Here is a 19,754-nt window from a genome sequence, read left to right as displayed (position 1 = left end):
ATCGACTACCCCGGCGGCGACCACGAGGTGTTCCGTCCGTGGTCGGCCCGTAACCAGATCGACTTCGGCGGACGCGAGGGCGTGGTCAAACTGGCCCTCCGCACCCAGGTCCCGGTCGTACCGGCCGTCTCGGTCGGAGCTCGCCGCGAATCGGTGATCGTGCTCACCTGCGAGAGCCTGGCCCGATGGCTAGACTGGACCGACGGTTCCGGGTCAGCGTCTTCCCCTGGTCCTGGGCCCGCTCGGCATCATGCCACCGGGAATACCCACCTTGCCCATGCCCGCCAAGGTCACCGTCGAACTGCTCGAACCGATCGATTGGACGGCCCAGTACGGCCCCGAAGCGGCCGAGGATCCTGACATCGTCCAGGCCTGTTACGACGAGCTGACCGGCCGCATGCAGGAGACCCTCGACGCGTTGGCCGAAGAGCGCCAGTTCCCCGTAATCGGCTAACGACCCCACCGCCGGAAGGCTCCGCCTTTCGGCGGATCGACCCTTAGGCGGTCAGGCCCCGCTTGTCCATGGCTGAGGCCACGAACTTCCAGACCACATCGGACCACAGGTATCCGACGTGGTTTCCGGGGAACCACGAGGTCTCCGGCTCGTCCCAGTGTTCCCAAAGCTTGCGAGCCTGTTCGGTGGTGGCCAAGCGATCGGCTCGGCCGGCGAAGATGGCCCGGGCACCGATCGGCGCGGCCACCGGCATGGCCAGCGGCGAGACCACCCGGGGACATCTTGAGCGGGTGCCGTTGAGGATGTTGTGCTCGATGCTGCGCATCTGGAGGTGACGGGGGCGTGGTGTCATCAGACCGGGGAAGTCCACCACCGGAATGCCGGCCATGACCATGTCGAGATCGGGGTCGACGGCGGCCACCAGCGAAGCCACCAGACCCCCCAGGACACCCCGAAGACACCGAGCCCGTCGGGGTCCTGGGCCCGCACCCAGCTCAGCAGCCGGCGCACGTCCCAAAGTGCCTGGGTCAGCCCGTGCACGCTGTTCATGAACTCGAAGCTCAGGAACTCCTCACCGTTGAACCGGCTGGGGCGACGGGCCCCGTGTACCGGCAGCACGATGGCCGCCACGTTCACGCCGAGCTCCTTGTGCAGGAACGACGCCCGGAAGCTGAACAGGTCCATGAAAGTGGAGCCGCAGCCGAAGCCGTGGATGGCCACCACCCACGGACGGCTGTGGTCACGGTGGCGTAGAACCCAGGCCGACGCGGTTCGGTTGGATTCGAACGCCAGCCACCGGTCGGTGCCGGGAACACCGAGGTGAGGTTGGTAACCGCTCGGCCACCAGATCCGCTCGTAGCTCTGGCCCAAGGCCCATCCCTTGGTGCGGACCGGTTCCTCCATGGGCGGGGGTGTCTGGTGGAACGAGATCGGGTCGTCCAACCATCCCCGTTCGGTGAACAGGTCGTGGGCCCGGGCCAGCTCGTCGCCGACCCGCACGTAGTCGGCCCGGCGGGGAAAGCGGTTGGGCCCCACGGCGAGAGCCATGATCGACTCGTCCATCACGACGTGGCCGACCAGCGACGGCGTGAGCCGGGCCGGGGGAACACCGGGCACGTCCTCGCCCAACACCTCTCCGACCAGGTAGCGGACGGTCCGGGGCCAGGCCAGGGTCATTCGGGCCAGCGGTTGGCGGGCCAGCTTCTCCACCGCCTTGGGCACCGATGAGACCTTGGCCACGGTGGCTGGGATGCCACCACGGGCGCACCCTGGTCGCCGCCCGCTCGACTAGGAGACCCGTCGCCATCGATGTCTTCGGTTGCATTGGGTTGATCCTTGGATGCAACTGCGTTCATTGCTGCCCCGGGGAGTGGTGAAGGGTCGGAGACCCCGTTGGTCAGAATCTGGTGGCCCGGGACTCCAGTTCGTCGGACAGGTCCGCGCTGAGAAGCCACGGGTCAGATAGACGAGGCCGAACAGCCCAGGACCGAGATGTACATCGTGTCCACGTAGCTCCACGCCGTGATGTTCAGGCCGATCCCTTCGAGGATGGGTCCGCACGAGTAGAGCGAGGTGACCTGTCCGCCGTCTATCTCGAGGTTGGTTCGCGGCCCCGGACACACGATGCCACCACGTTCAGAGGAGGTCGGAGGTGGTCCGCCAGCCCGGTCGCACCCCAGACCTTGGGCAGGAGACCGTGGAAGCTTGCGGGCACCAGACCCGATCGCCACTGAACAGGTCGGGTCCGAACCCTGCGTATGCGCCCCACCGCCACCGAGCAGTCGTTGATGTGGCGGATCCGCTGGAGCGGGTCGGCCAGGTCGGTGCCGAGGGGCAAGAAGATGTTGTCGACGTGGTTTCCCGAGGCGGTGGAGGTCTGTGCGGGTGGCCATCGGCACCGAAGCCACCATCGACTTGTCGGGAAGCTCTCCCATTCGGGCCAGGTAACGCCGGATGCCACCGCCACACAAAGCCAGGAAGGTGTCGTTCAGCGTCACCCCCGCGGTGCGCTTGGCGGTGATGAGGACGTCGAGCGGGACGGCGAGACCAGCAAAGGTGCGATCGGTGGTCAGCGCCACGTTGAACGGCGTCTTGGGGCCGGCGAAGGGACCCGGTAGCGGCGTGGTCACGGTCTTGCGGGCAAGGCGGGCGTGGCGGACCCCGACGGCGGTCCGCTTGACGACACGGGGAACGGTCTTGAACGCCACTGACGCTCCCGACGCTGCGGCCCGGTAGAGGGCACGCGAGTCAGGGATGGGTTCGGGTCGGAATGAGTCCACCACGGCGGCGGCTTCGTCGGTGATGAAGGCGTTCTCCAGCAGGGCCACCGAGGCCACGCCGTCGGCCAGCGCGTGATGAAGCTTCATCACGAAACCCACGCGCCCCCCTTCCAATCCGGTGACGACGGTCATCTCCCACAACGGGCGGTCCCGAGGCAGAGCCACACCGGCGATGTCGGCCACCACCTCGTCCAATTGGCGCTGGGTACCAGGCGGCGCGGCCTGGACGGTACGAAGGTGGTTGGCAATGTCGAAGTCGGGGTCGTCGACCAGCACGGGATTCCCGAGATTGTGGGGCGCAGGCACCACCCGTCGACGAAGTACCGGCATTCGACTGAGCTGTCCTCGATCAGGTCGGGAAGCGACTCGGCGACAACGGCTCGCGGCGACCGGCCAGGTCCACCACCACCACCTTCATGGTGTGCATGTGGGCGTTTGCGTCTCCGAGTAGAGGAAGCGGGGCGTCGAGCCCCGACATGACCTTCACCGGCTCACCGTCCTCCCGGTCGGAGTTCTCCACCGGGCCTCGGTTCTCCCCGGGTCTCATGGCCGAAAGCGACCTCCACCACCGCTTCGACCAGTCCACTACCCTGAGCGTCACCGGTGATTCCAAGCTCCATCTGGTTCATGACGTAGCCCATCGACCATCCGGCATCGGGGTCTGCGATCCCGAGCGATCCGCCCGCCCCGGCGTGGCCGAACGACCCGGGGACCGAAGGGCGGGGCGTCATGTAACCGAGGCCGAAGGGCATGGGTAGCCTGATCACCCGATCTGGGCCGTCGGTCTGGACGGCAACGGCGCGGGCCAGGGTCTCGGGCGAGATCAAGCGGTTCCCGTCCACTTCGCCGATGAGCGACGCGACAGCCGGGCCACGGAGCGGGCGGTACCGACCCCATTGGAAGACGGCATTTCAGCGGCCAGGACCTCGGGCCGGTTCCAGATCTCGCCGTACCCGGCCAGCGCCTGGGGCCGGGCCAACACCTGACCCAGCAAGGTGTCGGGGCCCATGAAGGAGTCCATCAGTTCTTGCACCTCGGGAGCCACCACCGGTGGGTAGAGGCGGGCCAGGCGACCCAACTCCGTGGCCGGAAGCCCGATGAAGAAGTCGAGTCCCAACGGTCCGGCGACCTCGTCGGCCAGGAACCGTCCGACGCTGCGGCCGGGCACCCTGCGAACCACCTCACCCAGGATCCAGCCGAATGTTCGGGCGTGGTACCCCGATGCGGTTCCCGGATCCCACAGAGGGGCCTGGTCGGCGATGGCCTCGACCACCCGATCCCAGCCCAGTGCGTCTTCCAGGCTCACCTGATCGGGTACGGCTGGCACACCGGCCTGGTGGGACAGGACCATTCGCAGCGTTGTGTTCTGCTTACCGTGAGTCCCGAACTCGGGCCAGTACCTTGCCACCGGCTTCGAGGGTCGAGCACACCCCGCTCGACCAACACGTGGATGCACGATGCCGCCACCCCCTTGGTGGTGGAGAACACCAGTTGAAGGGTGTCCTTCTGCCACGGACGCGCTGCATCGCGATCCGCGAATCCACCCCAGAGGTCGACCACCGGACGACCGTGGAGGTAGACGCACACTGCCGCACCGATGTCGCCGTGGTCGGTGAAGTTGCGCCGGAAGGCCGCGTCGACGGACTCGAAGCCCGGTTCGGCGAACCCCTGGACCAGCACTGCGCTCTCACGCACGCGCTGGAACCTAGTTCCACGGAAGGGGTCTGTGGCCATATCGCCACCCGATGTGACAGGCGACCGTTCCCGGTTCCGGACACCACCCACACCGTTAGTGTTCGGCTGTCTAACCAGCTGAAGCAAGAGGACTGGGCGGGGGTTCCGGGGCAGAGCCCTTCGTGGCGGAGCCCCCGACCTGCGGAGATCGGCTTTGCCGGTCGTAGCAGCGAAGACGTCGGCCGTAAGGCCGGCGAATCAACTCCGCCGGAAGGCTCCGCCTTTCGGCGGATCCAGGCTCAAGCCTCGAAGTGGTCGACGATCATCTGTGCCACCTCTAGGTCAGCTTGCTTCTCGCTATCCCCGTTGTTGTCGACGGTGATCTCATGGACGCCGTGCAGAACGGTGAGACCGAACGCCTCCGAATAGATGGCGGCATCGCCGAGGTTGAGGATCTCGCTCTCGGCCGATTCACGTGACATGTCGAAACTGGCCCGGGCAGCCTCGGCGCTGTCGTGGACCAAGATCCCAACGCTGAGGGCCGGCACCGTCTCTCCCTCACGCGACCAGGTGCAGGAGTGGATGCCGGCTTGAACGTCTCCCGCGGTGGGCGTGCCGGGTTCACCGATGACGGCCGTCACCGTTTCCTCGTCGACCATCGAACAGACATCGAGGTCCGCCCCCGTCGAAGGTGACGACTCCGTCCCGGAGGTGTCCCTGGGACCACCGCTGACCGTGGTCCCGGTGGTGTCACCGGAATCTCCCGTCTCCGCCGGCGGGTGGTCGAGGCCGCTTATCCTCGCCATCATCGCTCGAGCACGCGGTGAGCATCAGAGCGGCGGAGAGGACCCCACCATCAAAACTCGGCTACGTCGCATGGTCTCTCCTTCGGTCGGGCCCGCACCCGCGAATACGTATCTTGCTTGTACGTCATAGCGTGACCCGGGAAAGTGCTCTTTGTCATCCTGGACACATCGAGCGGATCTCTCCTCGATGGCTACCGGACAAGACGGTGTCGGTCAGGCGCAGGCCTTGCTGTCGGTCGGTTCGACCACGAAGGTCACACTGGCCGGCGCCACCTCGATGACCCCCTCTATCTTCTCGCCAACCAGGTCGGGCAGCGTGCCGTCGTCGGCGGCTACCAGGTCTTTACCGTTGAGCGAGATCTGGGTGCTGTCGAGGTCTTCAGCGGTCAGGTGGTACACGGTGGCCTGTGGTGAACGGGTCGTGACGGTACGGGCATCTGTCGGTGACGGGTTGACCACCGCATAGGTAACCGAGGCAGCGTCGGATCCGGGTGTGCAGTGGGCGTAGACGTTCAGCTCGGCATGGTCGTCGCCATCCATCCCGACCACAGTCGGCCCCATGAGTCGGTGCCACAGCACCGCGGCCCAGTAGTTCGGCCGCGGCATGAAGCCTTCCTCGTCGATGAGGCCGTAGTCGCTAGCCGCCAGCGTGTTGTGGAAGACCACGTCTCCGTCGCCCCTGGCCAGGCGACCGTTGTTGTCGACGTAGCGGATCACGTCTCGGAAAAAGGACGCCCAGCGGTCGCCGCCACAGGCGGCCTCGGCGGTCTCGGTGATCCACATCGGCGCGTCGGGTTCGAACTCGTCTCGCAGGGCCTCGTAGAAGTCACGGTCGACCTCCACCCGGCTGAGGAACTCCTCGGTGAGCGCCACGTCGGGAGTCTCGGTGTTGCCGCACCGTTCCGACACCTTTGGATAGAAGTGGTAGCTGACGATGTCGAAGGCGGGGCTCACCCTCTCGAAGATGTCCCGGGTCTTGATGGGCGCATCGATGATCATCGGGGTCACGTCCTCGGACCCGCCGACTCCGGCGATCAACAGGTCGGGCTGCACTTCGTCGACCATGGTTCTGAAGACCTCGAAGTCCCGGGCGAACGCGTCGGCGTCGTAGCCCTGCGGCAATCCAACCCCCAGATTCGGTTCGTTGAAGAGTTCGGCGGCCACCACAGGAACGTCGTTCTCCCGGCTGAACGTCAGCAGCGGGCGGGCCTGCTCATCTGACCACAGTCCGGCCGCGTCCCGGGCCCCGGTGTTGGCCGGGAAGGAGGTGACCACCTCGCTGTCCAACGCCCGAGCGAAATCGCCTACGCCCTTCCACTGGTCAGCGGTCAGGACCCCTTGGTATCCAGTGGGGGTTCACCGCCGGTGGTTCCATCGGCGTCGAAGTAGGTGGAGTTGGCCCAGGTGCCACTGACCCGGATGTAGACCGGCCCCAGCTCTCGGGCCAGGTTGCGAAGCCGTTCAGACGTCAGATCGATCGGTGGCCGGTAGACCCTGGCACCCTCGGCCTCGTACGGCGCCCAGAAGTAGCCGCCGGTCACCTCGACCATCTCGACGTTGTAGGACTGGTAGCGCTCGTCGAGCTGGGCCACAGCCTCGTCCCCCACGGCCAGCACCAGATCGGCCTCGGGGACGGCCACGGTGGACGTCGAGGCCTCCCCCTTGTCGTCACCGGCTTGGTCGGCGTTGTCCGAACTCGAACACGCCACCACCAACGTGGCGGCAACGGACATGACGGCAACGCCCCGTACTAGGCGGGAGAGAGATCTGGCAGCCAATTGTTTCCCCTGATCAGGCTGAAGTGAGTTGCCACGAACCTAGCGGGCCGAACCTTTGATGAGCCCAGGTGCACCAGAGGTCGGCGTCAGGTCCGCAGGACCGAGACGGCGAAGTCGGCTTGATCGTGCCAGGCGCGCAGGTCCCAGGTGGCGAATCGGTGCTCCAAGCGCAGACCTGCCGCGGCTACGGCGGCATCGAACACCTCCAAGGGGACCTTGTTGAGGTGGAACCCGGTGACGACGGCACCGTCGGGGCGAACGTGGGCGGCGACACGGCGCAGGACGTCTGCTTCGGTCCCAGGGGCGACGAAGCCCAAGACGTTGCCGGCCAGGACGGCCAGGTCGAACGGCTCGGCCTCGCCTCGCGGGGCCAGGTCCAGGTGAGCCAGATCACCCACCATCCACCGGGGACCGGGATGATCGACCTCAGCAGCCGCGATCAGGGCGGGATCCACATCGACTCCCACCACCTGATGACCCATCTGATGGAGGAACCCACCCACCCGGCCCGGGCCGCAGCCAGCGTCGAGGATCCTGGACCCGAGCGGGACCATGGCGTTGATCATGCGGGCCTCGCCGCTCAGGTCAGCGCCTTCGTCGGCCATCGCACGAAAGCGATCGATGTACCACTGCGAGTGACCGTCGCCCGAACCCTCCCACCGGGTGAGGACCCGGAGGGGCTTGACCATGGTGACGAATCGAAGGTCATCACGTAGCGGGGGTACCGAAGCGCTCGTCGACCGCGGGGAACGGGGAGGTCTGGCCGGTGGTCACGTAGCCGCGACGGCCGTACCAGTCGATCAGTTCGGTACGGGCGTCGAGGACCTTCATGATCATCTCGGTGGCGTGCCAGTGGTCGCGGGCCAGGCGTTCGGCCTCGGCGAGCACCGCCCGGCCGATGCCACCGGCTTGGAGGGTCGGAACGACGGCGAACATGCCCAGGTAGACCTGGTTGTCGGCTACCCGGTGATCCAATTCGCAGCACGCCACCAGGTCACCGCCCGAACGAGCCACCAGCACCTCCGAGTGGCCACCATCGACCATCGCCTTCACTTGTTCGGGGGTGGTGCGCCCACCGCCGAGCAGATCGGCTTCGGTGGTCCAGCCCTGTCGACTGCTGTCACCGCGGTACGCCGAATGCACCAGGTCGACCACGTCCTCCACATCGGCGACCGTCGCGAACCCGAACGTGAGACCCGAAGGGGCGGGTTTGTGTTGATCGTCGGTGCGGCTGTCGGTGGTCGTCATGGCTCGATCAACTCCTGGGGCGGACCACCCGTGTTGTCGTCCTAGACACCGGGCGGAAGCGTGCATCTCTGGTCCACGATGCCCACCCGCCGCCCCCCAATGACAAAGTGGGGTCGACGTCGGTCCGGACCGGTCCCCACCGCCGGGGCCGAACACGGCCGTTGGGTCGATCTCGATCAGCCGAGCGCGCGGCCCGGGCGACCGAGCCGAACCACTCAGTGCTGGGCTTGGGCGTGCGGGCGAACGTGGAGCGGTCCACCTCGACCAGACCGAAACGCGGCCCGTAGCCGAAGGCCCACTCGAAGTTGTCCAGCAGGCTCCAGTAGGTGTAGCCGGCAACGTCGATGCCATCGGCCAGACAGGCCAGGACCCCTTCCAATGCCGTGGTCACGTAGCGGATGCGTTGATCGTCGTCGTCGGTCCCGATGCCGTTCTCGGTGACCCAAACCGGCATCTGGCCACCGGTCATCTCCCAGGCTCGCCGAACCGTGACCTCCAGCGCCTGGGGCCAGTACTCATATCCCATGATCAGGCGCTCCACCCCTTCCTCGGCGCCGACCATCCCATCGCTGCCCCATCGGCCGCGGGAGTAGGTCTGTACGCCGATGAAGTCATCACCGCCAGTGGCCTGGAGGAACATGTCCTCCATCACGGCTCGGCTCCGGTCGATCTTGTCCTGAGCGGCAGCCACGTCTTCGGCGGTGTCTCCCACCGGAGTCCACTCCTGCATGGACAACGTCAGCCCGACCGGCACCCCCGATGCCGCCGAGCGGATGGCATCTACCGCGGCCCGGTGGCCGGCCACGAAGTTCTCGCCGACACTGCGAGCCCGCCCCAGGTCGGACACCCCGGGCGGGAACACCCCTAGACCCCAACCGCAGAAGGCCACGATGTTGGGCTCGTTGATCGTGCAGGCCCGGGCTATGCGGTCTGACCCCAGGTGGGTGGCGGCACGCTCGCAAAAGGCGGCGAAGCGGTCCACCGTCTCGGCCGACTCCCATCCACCGCGCTCGGCCAGCCACCTCGGTGAGGTGAAGTGGTGGAAGGTGACCACGGGGTCCACCCCCCGCTCACGCAGACCGTCACAGATCCGGGCGTAGTGGTCGAGTGCGGCGGTCGAGAACTCGCCATCCTCGGGCTCGATCCGGCTCCACTCGATCGAGAACCGGTAGTTGTCGAGCCCCATCGATGCCACCAGGTCGGCGTCGGTGGCCCAGCGGTTCCACGAGTCGCAGGCATCACCACTCGGTTCGGCTACGCCCGAGCCCTCGCGGTGTTCGAAGGCCCACCAGTCGTTGTTCCAGTTGCCGCCCTCGATCTGGTGGGCGGCCGTGGCGGTACCCCAGGAGAATCCATCGGGGAATCGTCGCTCTGCATCGGTCATGGCCGGATCGTAGGGGTGGAGGCTCGCTCCGGCTTCCCGGCGACGGAACGTGGTTCTCGGCCTACGCTCCGTCTCAGTGTCACTCTGGTCTCTGCCCGGGAGCTTGGCTCCTACGCTCGGTGTCCTTCGTGGGCAGCATGCTTTGTGCCGGCTCCCGGGCGCGCAGAACCGGCCGGCGTGGCTTGATAGGAGCGTGGCATCGCCCCCACTGAGGTGTGCCCACCGACCGGTTCTGGTCCGGATCACCAACGTGAAAGGCGACCAGAGCCCCATGATCACCTCGGAATCGATGCGCACAAGCGCACCCATACCGTCGTCGCGGTCGACGACGTCGGATGCCAGCTCGGCACCAAGACCACGACCGCAACGACCAGCGACGACCACCTGGAGATCATCCGGTGGGCTGACCGGTTCGGCCCCGAACGGCAGTGGGCGGTCGAAGACTGCCGGCACCTCTCGCGCCGTCTCGAGTCGGACATGCTCGCCGCGGGCGAGCGGATCGTTCGGGTGCCACCCAAGTTGATGGCCCACGCTCGCGACGCAGCCCGCACCTACGGCAAGTCTGACCCGATCGACGCGCTCGCCGTCGCTCACGCCGCGTTGCGCAACCCGGATCTTCCCGTTGCGCAGCTCGATGGTCCTGCCCGGGAACTGCGACTGCTGGTCGACCACCGCGAGGACCTGGTGGCGGAGCGGACCCGTTGCCTCAACAGGCTTCGCTGGCATCTCCACGAGCTCGACGCGCCCTGGGATCCGCCCGCTCGATCGCTCACGTCCTACAAGAACCTCGACGCGATCGCTGCCCGGCTGACGAGTTTCGATGGTCCGGTTGCTCGCATCGCAGCCGAGATCGTCGAGCACGCCCGGCACCTGACCGTGCGCGAACGCGCCTCGAACGCGAGATCACCGGCATCGTCAACAGCTCGCCCCGACCCTGCTCGCCCTCGCCGGGGTCGGCGCGCTCACCGCCGCCAAGATCGTCGCGGAGACCGCAGACGTTCGCCGGTTCAAGCACAAGGACGCATGCCCGCCACAACGGCACTGCACCCCTGCCCGTCTGGTCCGGCAACCGCGAACGCCACCGCCTGTCTCGCACCGGGAACCGCCAACTCAACGCGCCCATCCACCGCATCGCGATCACTCAGGCCCGCTGTCACGACGACGCCATTGCCTACATCGACCGGCGCCTGACCGATCACCACAACACCAAGACCGAAGCGCTCCGAGCCCTCAAACGACGTCTCTCCGACGTCGTCTACCGAGCCTGCTCGCCGACGCCCAACCCGCCCAAACGGCACCCGCCGACTTGCCTGCGGCCGCCGCTTGACATAGGAGCAAACCATGTCGCTCGCCATCACCGAAGACCACCGTTCACTCGCCGAAACCGTCGCCGACTTCCTGGCGCGCCGTGACTCGCTGGGCACATCGCGGACCCTGTTGGAGGCCGACGACGAGACCCTCCCGCCCTTCTGGTCCGAAATGGTCGAGTTGGGGTGGACAGGCCTGCACCTATCCGAGGACCACGGCGGATCCGGGTTCGGGCTGTTCGAATTGGCGGTGGTGATCGAGGAACTGGGCCGTGCCCTCGCCCCCGGACCGTTGCTACCCACTGCGATCGTCAGCGCCCTGGTGGCCCGGGTCGGAGACGATTCCACCCGCGAGGACCTGCTAGGCGCCTTCGCCGCCGGAACCCAACTTGGAGCGGTGAGCCTCGATACCACCGTGTCGGCGGTCGGCGACTCGGCTACCGGCACCGTGGTGTCACTGGGCGGCGCAACCGGGGGATCCTGGCCGTGTTGCTGGGCGATGATGCGGACTGATCGATCTGGCCGACGACTGGGTGACGGTGACGGTGCCCGCCAACCTCGACCCCACTCGACGGGCGTGCCGAGTCGTGCTCGACGGATCACCCGTCCGGTTGATCCAAGGTGGAGGCCAGGCTCTCATCGACCTGACCCGTCTGTTGGTGGCCGCCGAGGCCGTGGGCATCTCTGGGGCGTGCACCCACCAAGCCGCCGAGTACGCCAAGGTACGCCAACAGTTCGGCCGGGTGATCGGTACGTTCCAAGGGGTCAAGCACCATTGCGCCAACATGGCAGTGGCGACCGAGCTTGCTACCGCCGCAGTGTGGGACGCGGCCCGGGCCGCCGACACCGCCCCCGGAGAAGACCCCCACCAGACCGGGGACGCCGGTGAGGCCGGATCGGCCGCCTCTCAGCTTTCCCTTACCTCGGCCATTGCCGCCGCCCTTGCCTTGCCCGCCGCCGATATGACGGCCCAGCTCAACATCCAGGTCCACGGTGGCATCGGGTTCACCTTCGAACACGACGCCCACATGTACCTGCGCCGGGCCACGGCCCTCGGGGCACTGGTGAACGCCGAGGCGGCCGCAACCCAGATCACCGACCTGTACCGGTCCGGAGTACGCCGGACCCGGACCGTGGACCTGCCCCCCGAGGCCGAGTCGCGGCGCGACGAGGTCCGGGCATTCGTGGCCGAGGTCATCGGGCTCGATGACGACGCGGTCCGCGCAAGGCTCATCGAAACCGGCTACGTGATGCCCCACTGGCCTCGTCCCTGGGGCCGTGAGGCCGGTGCCGTCGAACAGCTGGTGATAGAGCAGGAGTTCACCGCCGCGGGGGTCCGCCGTCCGGCCTACAGCATCACCGGCTGGGTGATCCTCACCCTCATCCAGCACGGCACCCCCGACCAGGTGGCCCGGTGGGTACCGCCCGCTCTGGCGCAAGACGTCATCTGGTGCCAGCTATTCAGTGAGCCCGACGCCGGGTCCGACGCCGCGGGGGTAAAGACCCGGGCCACCAGGGTCGACGGGGGCTGGTTGGTGAACGGCCAGAAGGTGTGGACCTCCGGAGCCCACGTGGCGGGCATGGGTTTCGCCACCGTGCGCACCGATCCCGACGTCCCCAAGCACCAAGGCATCACCACCATGGTCATCGACATGCACGCCCCCGGGGTGGAAGTGCGTCCGATCAAGATGCCCACGGGACAGTCCGAGTTCAACGAGGTGTTCTTCGACGACGTGTTCGTGCCCGACGACGACGTGGTCGGGCCGGTCGACGGCGGCTGGACCGTGGCCCGAGCCACCCTGGGCAACGAGAGCGTGAGCATCGGCGGAGGGCAAGGTGGTGTGGCCCTTCCCGCTGACATGTTCCTGCCCGGTTTCGATGCCCATCCCGACCGCCTGTCGGGGGGTTCGGCCCGCTTGGGCCGCTACATCGCTCACGATCAGGCCGTGACGGTGCTCAACCTTCGCAGTGCCCATAGGGCCGTGTCCGGTGGCGCGCCCGGCCCCGAGGGGGCGGTCACCAAGCTGGTGCTGTCGGAGAACATGACCGAGGCCGCCGCCATGCTGGTGGAGCTCACCGGCCCCGATGCTGCCTTGTTCGAGGGGCCGGCCTGATGTCGGGAACCCTGGCCCTGATGCACCGGGCCATGTCCATCGCCGGTGGCACGTCGGAGATCAAGCGGAACCAGATCGGCGAACGGATCCTCGGCCTCCCCCGAGACCCGCTCATCGTCTGACCCCTGCGTCTGACCGACGCCCCATCGGCGGGCCACCTGACCGAGCCGCTATTTCCTAGTTTGCCAGTGGGTTTTTCCGGTTTTTGGCGGTAGAAACCATTGAAGTCCAGCGGTCCGACCCAACCGGCACCGCTCGCTCCCCCAGCTCCGTATTGTCGAGCTGGCAATCCAATCAACCCATACCGATCGAAAGGACCGCTCCCGATGAGCATCCGTCTCGGCGACACCGCACCCGACTTCTCCGCCGACACCACCGACGGCCCGATCTCCTTCCACGACTGGAAGAAGGACCCTGGGCGGTGTTCTTCAGCCACCCTGCCGACTTCACCCCGGTGTGCACCACCGAGCTCGGCCGCACCGCGGCCCTCAGGGAAGAGTTCGCCAAGCGCAACGCCAAGGCCATCGCCCTGTCGGTCGACTCGGTCGAGGACCACAAGGCCTGGGCCCCCGACATCGGCGAGGTGGGCGGTACCGACCTGAACTTCCCCATCGTCGCCGACTCCGACCACAAGATCTCCGAGCTCTACGACATGATCCACCCTGGTGAGGGCGACACCTCCACGGTGCGGTCGGTGTTCGTGATCGACCCGGCCAACAAGGTTCGCCTGAGCCTCACCTACCCCAAGTCGGTGGGCCGCAACTTCGCCGAGATCGTGCGCGTCATCGACGCCCTCCAGGCCACCGACGCCAACCCCATCGCCACCCCGGTGGATTGGACTCCCGGTGACCGGGTGATCGTGTCTCCCGCTCTGAGCACCGATGACGCCAAGGAGAAGCTGGCCAACGTGGAGGAGATCAAGCCCTACCTCCGCTACGCCGACGCTCCCTGATCTACTCGAGCGACAAAGCCCACCGAGGGGGTGGCAGGCGTCGGCCTGTCACCCCCTCGGCGCGTCCGGACTGCTCAGCCGCGCAGCGACGGCAACACGTCGGACACGAACTCGTCCAACCGGGCTCGACCTTCGCTCGGCCACCCACATATCAGGTAGGTGACGCCCAGTTCCCGCATGGCTTCGACGTTGGCCCGGACCTCGTCCCATGGCTCGGACAAGCTGAGCGACGCGGCTCGGGCGATGGACGACGGATCTCGACCGGCATCGACAGCCAGTTCGTCGAGCAATGCCGACTTCCGTCCGAAGGAGTCGGGGTCACCGAAGGTGTGCCAGACGTCGGCATGGCGAGCGACCAGCGGCAGCATCTGCGCTCACCGCTGGCTCCGATCCAGATCGGGGGATGGGGAGCCTGGACGGGACGAGGATGCAAGGTGGCGTTGTCCACCTGCCAGTGCCGTCCTTCGAAGCTGAAGCCGTCGGTGGTGAGCAGGCCTCGGACGATGGTCAGGGCCTCGTCGAGTTGCTCGATGCGGGTGACGGTAGCGGGAAACGGGATTCCCAGAGCCTTGTGTTCAGGTTCGAACCATGCCGCTCCCAACGACAGCTCCAACCGCCCACCCGACGCGTGGTCGATGGTGAGCGCTTGGGCAGCTAGGACCGACGGATGGCGGTAGGTGACTCCGGTTACCAGCAGGCCCAGCCGGGCGCGTGGGTGGTATGGCCGCTGAGCGCCGCGAGCGTGGTGTTTCCTTCGAAGCACTCGCCGGGCCTTTCGCCGTATATGGGCTGGAAGTGATCGAAGCCCCACACGCCGTCGAAACCGGCGTCATCGGCAAACCGGGCCCGAGCCACCACCTCACTGAAGGGCATCCGTTGCTGGGCGATGTCGAGTCCGAAGCGCATGTCCCAATCATGGCGGCCCATCGCCACGATCGCGCCAGCGACTGATCTGGCGAGCCGCGCCGATAGCGTTACCGGGACCAGCGACACCGCCATGAACAGCGCACCGGAACCGTTCCCGATCGGGACGACCCCGGCCGGTCTCGAAGTCACATCCCTGATGATCGACCTCGACGACGACCGGGCCTTGGACCCGATGACAACAGGGGGGAAAGCAGCGGCCCTGGCCCGGGTCCGCTCGGCAGGACTGGCCACCCTTCCCGGCGTGGTGTTGACCACCGTCGCCTGTCGGGCCTACGACCGCGGCGTCGACCTAGCTGCGCTCGTCGACGTGGACCGATCGTTGACGTTGGCTAGTGCCGACGGAGCCTTGGTGGTGCGATCCTCCTCAGTGGTGGAGGACGGTGCCCGTTCCTCGTGGGCTGGCCAGTTCGGAGACAGTTCTCGATGTTCGCGGGCCGGAGGCATTGCGTGGCCGCGGTTCGAGTCGTCATGGACTCCCGGGATCGAGCAGGCGCGTCTGATCTGCCCACGGCGGTCCTGATCCAACCCAGGCTCGGGCTGTCTGTGTCCGGCGTGGCAGCTGGGGTCGACCCGGTCTCGGGTCGTGATGATCGGCGGTGGTGGCTGCGGTGAGGGGCCAGGGCGAGCCGTTGGTGAGCGGAGCTGTCGACGGCAGCCGTTGGTGCTCGACCACCGGGGCCGGGGGTGGTCGACGAGGAGATCTCCGATGGAGTGAAGATCGGCCGATCCCGGCTGAGGCAGCTCGCCCAGGTCCTGGAGCGGCTGCGCGACTTGTTCGACGGACCTCAGGACTGCGAATGGGGGGAGGTCGACGACGTGCTGGTCCTGTTCCAGTGCCGCCCCGTCACCACCACGATCACCGGTACACCCCATGGCCCGGTGTTCGGCCCTGGACCGGTGAGTGAGACCTTCCCTGATCCCCCAGTGCGTTGGAGGTCGACATGTGGGTCGACCTCTCCGCTCCGGCCTCACCGAGGCGTTGAGGATCTCCGGGGTCGTCAACCCCGCCACCTGGCTGAACGCGAGCTGGTGACCGCTGTCGACGGTCTGGTCGCCGTGGATCTGAGGCCACCGGGGACCACGCCGGAACCGGACCTCGACGGCTCCGCGGTGGTGGCGGGGGCGATGTCGACGCCTGGCGTCGTCGTGGCGGATCGGCCGACTGCGAGTGGCCCTTCCCTTGGTGGCCGACGGGGTGGTCGCTGCCGTCGACGACGACCTGGCGACCGTGCCCGCCGTGTCCACGTTGAGCGATCGCCAGCTCCTAGCTCTGATCGGCCACACCGGCCAGGTCTTCGCTGCCTGCACGCACACGAGATCCTGCTGGCATGATTACGAAGGCCGACGGGCAGGCCTTCAGCGGTGCCGCCGTGGCGTTGCGAATGCTGGAGCGCGCCCCGAGCCGAAGGTACTGACGACTACGAGATCCTGGCCCGCTTCCCCGAGGTGCTGGGTCTCACACCACCCCGGATCGGGATCCCGGCACCTTGCCAACCACCACCGACCCCGTCGAGGTCCCTCGGCGGAATCGGTACGGTCGATCTCCATGACGGGGGGACGCTGGATCCCGACGTGGATCGGGCCATGGTGGCCCGTGAGGCACTTCGCCTGAGGATCAGGTGGATGCAAGAGGTCGGAGGCCGGGCTGCTCTGGAGCTCGGTCACCGCCTGACTCGACGAGGAGTCTTGGGCCACCCGGACCAGGTCCGGGACCTGGCCCTCACCGATCTGGCCGAGCTTGTCACCAACCCCACCGCCGGTACCGGGCTACGCCCCCGAGGTTCGAGCCCGCCGCAGGCGCGCCCACCCCGACGCTACCGGTCCGCTTCCGCCTGGGAACCACGGTCGACCCATTCCGGTCGGGGCCGAGGCCTGATCGACGCTCGGTGGGGAGGCCATACGACGTCGAGGAGAGGCCCACCCCACCGGTGCCGGGCGGGTCGGGGCCGGAGGTGGAGTTGGGGTCGGGACCGTCACCCACGATGTTCGTGAGCCGCCGGTCGGGTCGGTTCTGGTGGTCCACACCCTGAGCCCCGAGTTGGGCCCAATCCTGCCCCGCCTCGGCGGCCTGGTGTCCGAGACCGGCAGCGTGCTGGCCCACCTGGCGATCCGGCCTGCGAGAACCATGTACCCCACGGTGGTCGCCCATCCTGACGTGTCTGGGTTCGTCGACGGCGTGGCGGTCCGGGTCGACGGCCGTTCTGGAGCGGTGACTTTCACATCCGCCACCCCGAGGGTCGTCATCGTGAAGGGCCTGGCCTGGCTCGCCGCGGTGGCCACCCTTGTCGTCCGGCGTGTACACGGTGGTGTCCTGGCCCGATGGGAATGGTCGCGGGCGCTGTTCTTCGCCGTGATGTTCGTGGCTACCGAGGTGTTGCCGCCACCGGGTCGATCCTGGGCCGCCTGAGTCGTGTGGAAGCTGAGGTGGCCAGGCATCGATCCTCACCATCCCCAGCCACCACCATCCTGGCATCGACACGTAGTGACAGCCCCGGTTCGAGTGGATGCGGTCTGATCCGATCGACCTCACCACTAGAAACCGGCTCCGCAACACTCTTGGTGGGGGAGGTGTTTGGCTGTCCGCCGCGGCTTGGTTGCTCGACCACATCGCGGCCGGACCGTCGACCCCCGACGGGAGGCCCGTCTGGGCACCCAGTTGACTCCATCACCTACCGACCGCCTGCGGTGGTCGACGAGGTCACGGCCATGGCCCGCAACACCTCTCCGTGCCGACCCAGCCGTGGCCAGGTTCCTAGGACTGAGGCCATGACCGCCACCACCGGCCGGGACCGGCTCCGCTGGTTTCGCAACGTCGCCCTCGTAGGTCGTCACGGGCGGCGTGCTCCCGGCCGAGACCACACCCAGTCGACCCATTCCGCCATGGATCCGGCGTCACGGCTCAGGTCGTGGTCGAGCTCGTCCACAATCGATCCGAACCGTCTCAGGATCTGGCCACCGTGGCCAGGGCACGGATCGAGTTCTGCGACCTGGAGGTGTCGTCTGCCAGAGGGTCGCCCGACGGTGGCCTCTGAGGATCCTGTGACGGTGACCCCTGATCTTCCCCGGCGCTGGATCAGACCGATCGCAAACAGTTCCGGGGGTGTGGAGGACTGGCAGGTCGACAACCACCTACTTCGGGTCAGGTCGATGCAGGAGTACCGGGTCCGTGAGATCGGCGGCCGGGCCCAGGAGCATCGGCACCGGCGCGATCGAAGTCGCGCCCTGCACTCGAATCGGGGATCGGGCACGATCCGAATGATCAGAACCAAACGGGGATGCCTACCGGTTCGACGATGAGGCACCGCCGAACTGGCCCCTCGCCTTCCTCCCGAAGAGATCGTCCGTCCCGGGCATATCCCTGCTGCAGTCGCGACCCGCCCCTGACCGCCAAGCACTTCTTCTACCACCGCAAACTGGTGTTCGCCGGCACGGTCACGGTGGCCTTCAGCCTGGCGTTCTTGGCAGCCTGGGACGGGGGGCCATGTCTTGCTCAGGGTGGATGAGCCGGTGTCCCGATGGGTGTCTGACAACCGCACCGCCACCTGGGACACGCGTTTTTCAACAACCTGAGCCACTTCGGCGACAACGTGGTCGTCTTCGGTGCCGCAGCGGTCCTGGCAGTAGACTCGGCCTCGTTGTCGCTATCTGGCCGTGGCACCGATCCCGGCCGCAGCTATGCGACCAGCCATGGAGCCCGTGCCTAGGGTGTGGTCGATCGCACCTGGCCCACCCTCGACCCCCGGGTCGATCTCCACGGTCCATCGCATCCCAGCGGGCATCCGATGGCGGTGGCTTCGCTTTGGGGACTGTTGCCCGCGGTGGTGGCCCTGCACGTCCGCAGCCGGGTGCTGTGGTGGGCATCGGTGGTTCTGGCCTTCACGGTAGGAGCCGCAGGCGGCGGCCTGCGCTCCAAGGGGAGCCCACTGGCTGACCGACGTGTTGGCCTCGTTCATCTGGGTCCGCCTCTACCTCGCTGCCGTTCAGGTTCTTCGACCGCTACCACGGCACTAACAACCGCCGGTCACCTAATCAGCGAAACTTCAGGCCGGTCACCGCTGACATCCAGCGCGTGACCGACTTAAGTTCCGGGATCCACCGAAAGGCGGAGCCTTCCGGCGGAGCCTGGTCGCCGGCCTCACGGCCGATCTCCGCAGGTCGGGGGCTCCGCCAATAAAGGGGCTCTGCCCCCGAACCCCGCCCCGTAGTCGTGATCCAGAGCTTCGTGGGTGGAAACCCTGGACCTGTCCAGGACCCTGAGGAGGTGGCGCCGAGATTGGCGTTGTTGTCAAGGCGGTCACCAACTCGTCGCCGGTGAGGGTCGCGCCGGTCGGTGACTGGGCTGTCGAGGTGGAGGTCTGCATCGAGCGCGTCCTCGGCGGCCAGGTCGCTCTCCCGGGGACCCCGCACAACATGTAGACGAAGGTGGCCCGGCGATGGCGACGCCGGCCCACATGGCGACCCGCCAGCCATCCACCAGCGTGATTTTGGCAGCGGTCAGCACCATCGAGCATCAGAGCCGGGGTCGGTGGCAGCCGCGAACGCCGACCTGATCCCTTCCTGCACACGGTGGGCCAGGTCGGGGCTCAAGCCCCGGTGACCGGCGAGATGCTGGAGCGTACCCAGCGCCCATGAACGAACTGAGAAGGGCGATCCTGACCGTCCACCGGAGCTCTCGCACGGTGTCGTTGAGGGCCGAGGCAAACACCCCTGCTTGGATGCCGGCAGAGATCGCTGATGACGGTGGTCGATGGGCTCTTGCGTAAGCCGATGCTGAAACGACAGACCAGGAGCCCGGGGATCGCTGCCCAGTAGCCACCCTCGGCAGAAACCA

At 67.2% G+C, this 19,754-nt stretch carries 14 protein-coding genes and 6 pseudogenes; 7 read left to right on the top strand and 13 right to left on the bottom strand.

The genetic code is table 11. The annotated features are described in order from the left end of the window. Positions 1–277 precede the first annotated feature (277 nt). Positions 278–454 carry a hypothetical protein gene (locus tag IPG97_03175; protein MBK6855574.1) on the top strand — a complete coding sequence of 59 codons (177 nt, stop codon included), beginning with the start codon at positions 278–280 and terminating at the stop codon, positions 452–454. A 43-nt stretch (positions 455–497) separates the two neighbouring features. On the opposite strand, the gene IPG97_03170 is transcribed toward IPG97_03175, so the two are convergent. From IPG97_03170 to IPG97_03120, 11 genes and pseudogenes are all read right to left on the bottom strand, one after another. Next, entirely contained in the window at positions 498–875 is a 378-nt protein-coding gene (locus tag IPG97_03170; GenBank protein MBK6855573.1) for a hypothetical protein, read from the bottom strand. Next, the gene (locus IPG97_03165; protein MBK6855572.1) at positions 806–1,693 is read right to left on the bottom strand and encodes a hypothetical protein; all 888 of its coding nucleotides are present in this window, start codon (positions 1,691–1,693) and stop codon (positions 806–808) included. The genes IPG97_03170 and IPG97_03165 overlap by 70 nt, the downstream gene beginning before the upstream one ends. 218 nt (positions 1,694–1,911) lie before the next feature. Beyond that, a complete protein-coding gene (locus tag IPG97_03160) occupies positions 1,912–3,063 on the bottom strand; it encodes a DUF1298 domain-containing protein (GenBank protein ID MBK6855571.1) in 1,152 nt (383 codons plus the stop codon). 19 nt (positions 3,064–3,082) lie between these two features. Continuing rightward, on the bottom strand, positions 3,083–3,220 hold the full coding sequence (locus tag IPG97_03155; GenBank protein ID MBK6855570.1) for a hypothetical protein: 138 nt from the start codon (positions 3,218–3,220) through the stop codon (positions 3,083–3,085). A gap of 4 nt (positions 3,221–3,224) precedes the next feature. Continuing rightward, positions 3,225–4,467 (bottom strand): annotated as a pseudogene (locus IPG97_03150) (beta-lactamase family protein). Positions 4,468–4,706: 239 nt separating this feature from the next. Further along, positions 4,707–5,066, bottom strand: a complete 360-nt coding sequence (locus IPG97_03145; GenBank protein MBK6855569.1) for a hypothetical protein — start codon at positions 5,064–5,066, stop codon at positions 4,707–4,709. 360 nt (positions 5,067–5,426) lie between these two features. Continuing rightward, positions 5,427–6,500, bottom strand: coding sequence for a hypothetical protein (locus tag IPG97_03140; protein MBK6855568.1), 1,074 nt, complete (start codon positions 6,498–6,500; stop codon positions 5,427–5,429). Positions 6,501–6,541: 41 nt separating this feature from the next. Next, positions 6,542–6,946 carry a hypothetical protein gene (locus IPG97_03135; GenBank protein ID MBK6855567.1) on the bottom strand — a complete coding sequence of 135 codons (405 nt, stop codon included), beginning with the start codon at positions 6,944–6,946 and terminating at the stop codon, positions 6,542–6,544. A 131-nt stretch (positions 6,947–7,077) separates the two neighbouring features. Then, positions 7,078–7,680 (bottom strand): class I SAM-dependent methyltransferase, encoded by a 603-nt coding sequence (locus tag IPG97_03130; protein MBK6855566.1) that lies wholly within the window; start codon positions 7,678–7,680, stop codon positions 7,078–7,080. After that, positions 7,666–8,239, bottom strand: a pseudogene (locus IPG97_03125) (GNAT family N-acetyltransferase). The gene IPG97_03130 and the pseudogene IPG97_03125 overlap by 15 nt, the downstream one beginning before the upstream one ends. Before the next feature lie 7 nt (positions 8,240–8,246). Next, positions 8,247–9,623: a family 1 glycosylhydrolase gene (locus tag IPG97_03120; GenBank protein ID MBK6855565.1), complete on the bottom strand. Its 1,377-nt coding sequence runs from the start codon at positions 9,621–9,623 to the stop codon at positions 8,247–8,249. 285 nt (positions 9,624–9,908) lie between these two features. On the opposite strand from IPG97_03120, the pseudogene IPG97_03115 reads away from it, so the two are divergent. The 3 pseudogenes from IPG97_03115 (at position 9,909) to IPG97_03105 (ending at position 13,996) form a co-directional block, all read left to right on the top strand. Then, a pseudogene (locus tag IPG97_03115) lies at positions 9,909–10,882 on the top strand (IS110 family transposase). An 82-nt stretch (positions 10,883–10,964) separates the two neighbouring features. After that, positions 10,965–13,166 (top strand): annotated as a pseudogene (locus tag IPG97_03110) (acyl-CoA dehydrogenase). A 204-nt stretch (positions 13,167–13,370) separates the two neighbouring features. Next, positions 13,371–13,996, top strand: a pseudogene (locus tag IPG97_03105) (peroxiredoxin). Between the two features lie 74 nt (positions 13,997–14,070). Here the strand turns inward: IPG97_03105 and IPG97_03100 are convergent. Together IPG97_03100 and IPG97_03095 are read right to left on the bottom strand one after the other, a co-directional pair. Then, on the bottom strand, positions 14,071–14,364 hold the full coding sequence (locus IPG97_03100) for an LLM class flavin-dependent oxidoreductase (protein ID MBK6855564.1): 294 nt from the start codon (positions 14,362–14,364) through the stop codon (positions 14,071–14,073). A 2-nt stretch (positions 14,365–14,366) separates the two neighbouring features. Then, a pseudogene (locus IPG97_03095) lies at positions 14,367–14,807 on the bottom strand (LLM class flavin-dependent oxidoreductase). 186 nt (positions 14,808–14,993) lie between these two features. On the opposite strand from IPG97_03095, the gene IPG97_03090 reads away from it, so the two are divergent. The 3 genes from IPG97_03090 (at position 14,994) to IPG97_03080 (ending at position 17,330) form a co-directional block, all read left to right on the top strand. Further along, positions 14,994–15,443, top strand: a complete 450-nt coding sequence (locus IPG97_03090; protein ID MBK6855563.1) for a hypothetical protein — start codon at positions 14,994–14,996, stop codon at positions 15,441–15,443. 164 nt (positions 15,444–15,607) lie between these two features. Continuing rightward, positions 15,608–16,255, top strand: coding sequence for a hypothetical protein (locus IPG97_03085; GenBank protein MBK6855562.1), 648 nt, complete (start codon positions 15,608–15,610; stop codon positions 16,253–16,255). A 682-nt stretch (positions 16,256–16,937) separates the two neighbouring features. Then, positions 16,938–17,330, top strand: coding sequence for a hypothetical protein (locus IPG97_03080; protein ID MBK6855561.1), 393 nt, complete (start codon positions 16,938–16,940; stop codon positions 17,328–17,330). The last annotated feature ends 2,424 nt before the right edge of the window (positions 17,331–19,754 follow it).

It is taken from the genome of Microthrixaceae bacterium (genome assembly GCA_016702505.1).
In the GTDB taxonomy this organism is placed as follows: Bacteria; Actinomycetota; Acidimicrobiia; order Acidimicrobiales; family Iamiaceae; genus Aquihabitans.
The sequence above is the reverse complement of the archived record's forward strand: the minus strand, read 5'-3'. Positions and strand labels throughout refer to the sequence as shown.